This is a genomic window from Micromonospora sp. RTGN7 (genome assembly GCF_033804645.1).
GTDB lineage: Bacteria > Actinomycetota > Actinomycetes > Mycobacteriales > Micromonosporaceae > Micromonospora.
In genome coordinates, this window is record NZ_JAPZLF010000048.1 from 1 (window position 1) to 3,228 (window position 3,228).

The 3,228-nt window shown below is 73.9% G+C and carries 5 protein-coding genes and 1 pseudogene; 3 read left to right on the top strand and 3 right to left on the bottom strand.

All coding sequences use genetic code 11. The features are described from left to right. A partial coding sequence (locus SNR22_RS29095) for a hypothetical protein (RefSeq protein WP_320069883.1) occupies positions 1-187 on the bottom strand: 187 nt, incomplete at its 3' end. A 130-nt stretch (positions 188-317) separates the two neighbouring features. Between SNR22_RS29095 and SNR22_RS29100 the strand changes: the two genes are divergently transcribed. From SNR22_RS29100 to SNR22_RS29110, 3 genes are all read left to right on the top strand, one after another. Further along, positions 318-533 carry a hypothetical protein gene (locus SNR22_RS29100; protein WP_320069884.1) on the top strand — a complete coding sequence of 72 codons (216 nt, stop codon included), beginning with the start codon at positions 318-320 and terminating at the stop codon, positions 531-533. 37 nt (positions 534-570) lie between these two features. Further along, on the top strand, positions 571-1,380 hold the full coding sequence (locus SNR22_RS29105; RefSeq protein WP_320069885.1) for a hypothetical protein: 810 nt from the start codon (positions 571-573) through the stop codon (positions 1,378-1,380). Between the two features lie 96 nt (positions 1,381-1,476). Further along, positions 1,477-2,457, top strand: a complete 981-nt coding sequence (locus SNR22_RS29110) for a mechanosensitive ion channel family protein (RefSeq protein ID WP_320069886.1) — start codon at positions 1,477-1,479, stop codon at positions 2,455-2,457. A gap of 53 nt (positions 2,458-2,510) precedes the next feature. On the opposite strand, the gene SNR22_RS29115 is transcribed toward SNR22_RS29110, so the two are convergent. Both SNR22_RS29115 and SNR22_RS29120 read right to left on the bottom strand, forming a co-directional pair. Further along, on the bottom strand, positions 2,511-2,930 hold the full coding sequence (locus SNR22_RS29115; protein ID WP_320069887.1) for a YchJ family protein: 420 nt from the start codon (positions 2,928-2,930) through the stop codon (positions 2,511-2,513). Positions 2,931-3,135: 205 nt separating this feature from the next. Beyond that, positions 3,136-3,228 (bottom strand): annotated as a pseudogene (locus SNR22_RS29120) (phytochelatin synthase); the annotation flags it as partial.

Consider the following 3,228-nt stretch of genomic DNA (forward strand, 5'->3'; position numbering starts at 1 on the left):
CGCCGCCGACCCCGGCGGTGATCACGCCGACCCCCTCACCCGTGGCCCCGACCTCCGCAGGCCCGACGACGGCCGCGCCGACGTCCCGGCCGCCGACGCCTACGGGCCGGCCCAGCACGCCCACCCGGACCGTGAAGCCGACCCCCACCGCGTCGGTCAGCAGCACTCCACCGCCGTCGGACGTCACCGCCCCCAAGGTCGGGTCACCGGGCACCAGATGGACCACCCTGGAAGCGCGAGGCTGCCCGTACGGGGAGACGTCAACGCCGGTCACGGTCACGGTCACCGACGACCGGTCGGCCGACAACGGGCTGCGGGTGACGTTCCGCTACACGGTCGGCCGGACCTCCGGCACGGTGGCGATGTCGTCGGTCGGCAGGGGCGTGTTCCAGGGGACCCTCGGCCCGTTCGACCAGCCCGCCGAGACCGTCCGCATCCCGCTGCACGTCACCGCCGTCGACGCTGCGGGTAATTCCGCCGGGCCGGTCGGGCCGGCGTACGTGAGCCTTCAGTCGTTCTGCACGCCGGGCTGACCGTGGGCGGTTCGACGACGATGACGAGAGGCCGGCGATGAGCGATCCGAACGAGGCGACGACGGCGCTGCCCCAGCGTGACACACCGGGCGTCCCCGGGTCGCCGGGCGCGGCGGAGCCCACCGCCTACCTGGGCCGCACGGTCGACCTGGGCCGGACCACGGACCTGGGCCGGACGGTCGGCCCGGAACGGCCGTGGTCGTCGTCCGGCATGGCCGAGCCGACGGCGCACCTGGCGGGTGCGGCCGAGCCGACGGCGCACTGGACGGGCCCGACCGGGGGGAGCACGCCGACGGCGGTGGCCGGGTCGACCGCCGGTGGGCCGGTGGGGCCGCCCGGTGCGGTCCCGGGGGGCGAACTGCGGTTCGGGCCGGGGGTGCCGGGTGCTGCTGCGGTGCCCACCTGGGGGCAGGCGGGCCCGGCCCGACGGCCCCGCCCGGCCTGGCGGCGGGTCGTGTCGGTGCTGTCCGCCCTGTGCACGGTGGTGTTGGTGGTGGCGGTCGGGTTCTTCATCTGGCAGTGGCTCAGCCCTCTGGAGGTCGAGGGGGTCACCGTGGCGGTGGCCGAGCCTGCGGGGAACCGGTGCGACGTGACGGTGGAGGTGGTGGCGACGGTGCGTACCAACGGCAACGCCGGGACGATCCGCTATCAGTGGCTGCGGTCCGGCGCGGCGCCGGGGGCGCTGGTCGGCGAGCGGGTCGGGCGGGGGCAGCGGACGGTGACATTGCCGCTGAAGTGGTCCTTCGCCGGGGTGGGTACGACGCGGGAGACGGCGACGGTCAACATCGTCGAGCCGTCGGTGGCGCAGGCGAGCACGGAGGTCCGGTACGTCTGTCGTCGACGCTGAGGGCGCGCCCGCCGGAGGGCGGCGGCGTTTCCGCACGGGCCGGGCGGGGTAGTCCGGGCGGATACGTTGCGCCCTCTGCTGTGAAGGACCTTTTCGATGAGAGACAACTTCGGTGACGCCGTGGGGGACGCCCTGCGTGCGGTGCTGCTCTTCCTGCCCAAGGCCATCGGTTTCGTGGCGATCCTGGTGGTCGGTTGGCTGATCGCGAAGGCCGTGCTGAAGGTCGTGGACAAGGTGTTGGAGCGGGTCGGGTTCGACCGGGCGGTCGAGCGCGGCGGGATCAAGGCCGCGCTGGCCCGGTCCCGGTACGACGCGAGTGACATCGTGGCGAAGCTGGCCTACTACGCGGTGCTGCTGGTGACGTTGCAGCTCGCGTTTGGCATCTGGGGGCCGAACCCGATCTCGGACCTGATCGCCGGGGTGATCGCATGGCTGCCCCGGGCCGTCGTGGCGATCGTGATCGTGGTGGTAGCCGCGGCGATCGCGCATGCGGTGAAGGACATCATCAGCAGCGCCCTGGGGGGCCTGTCGTACGGGCGGGTGCTGGCGAGTGTCGCGTCGGTGTTCATCCTCGGACTGGGTGTCATCGCGGCACTCGACCAGATCGGTGTGGCGACGGCGGTGACCACACCGGTGCTGGTGGCGGTGCTGGCGACCGTCGGCGGCATCCTCGTTGTCGGCGTCGGTGGCGGGCTGGTGCGTCCGATGCAGAGCCGGTGGGAATCGTGGCTGAGCCGGGCGGAGCGGGAGTCGAAGATGATCGCGACGCACGCGCGGGCGTACCAGGCCGGTCGGCGGGACGTGGCGGACCGGTTGGCGGCCACGGTCACGCCGGCCCACGATGATGCCGACCGGACGCAGGTGGTCACGCCGGCCGAGAACGACGCCGACCGGACGCAGGTGGTGCCCCTGCCGACCGAGGGTGGGTACGTGGGGTCGGAGCGTACCCAGCCGGTGAGCCGGCCCGCGTCCGGGCAGACGCCGCCGTACTCGCAGCACGGTGGCGACCATGACCAGTCGGTGGGGGACGCCACGGTGGTCATTCCCCGGCCGGGCGGGGACGCCTCCGCTCGCTGAACGCCCGCCGACATGGTGACCGGGCCGACCGGTCGGGGGGCGGGCTTCGGGGCTCAGCCGGGCAGCGCATCGAGGTAGACCCAGTGGCCGTCCTCGCGGGTGAATCGGCTGTGTTCGGCGAGCGTTCCGGGCCGTCCGGCCTGGCGGTAGTGGGCCCGGAAGGCGACGGTGCCGGTGCTGTCGAACAGCCCGCCCCGCTCGGCGTCGAGGATCTCCAGCCGGGTCCACCGCTGCCCGGGGTCTAGGTGCAGCCGTGCGGGGCGGGTCGAGGAGTGCCAGCTGCGCAGCAGGTAGGTGGTGTCGCCGACGGCGAAGGCGCTGAACCGGGACCGCATCAGTGCCTCGGCGGTGCTTGCGTCCGCCTCGCCCCGGTGCGTCGGGCCACAGCACTGCGGGTACGGCTGGCCGGTCCCGCACGGGCACGGGCCGGCCGGGTCGCGGGGTGCGCCGCCACGGGTGGGTCGTTTCGCCACGGGCCCATCCTGCCGCAGCGTCGCCCGCGGCCTGCCTCCGGCTCCTCGTCCCGCCGCCGGTCCTGCCGGACCGGTGGCGGGCGAACGGTGGTCGGTAGGGCGGGTGCTGCGGCCGGCGGTTCGGCCTCCGCCGCGTGGACATGCTGAAAGGGCCGGCCCCCGTGTGGGGGTCGGCCCTTTCGTTGTGGTGGTGTGTGTGGTGTGGTCAGGAGGTGGCGTAGCCGCGGGTGGCGATCCAGTCGGCGAGGTTGTCGGTGGTGATGTCGTAGCTGGCGTGGTCGGGGTTGGCGGAGTCGGC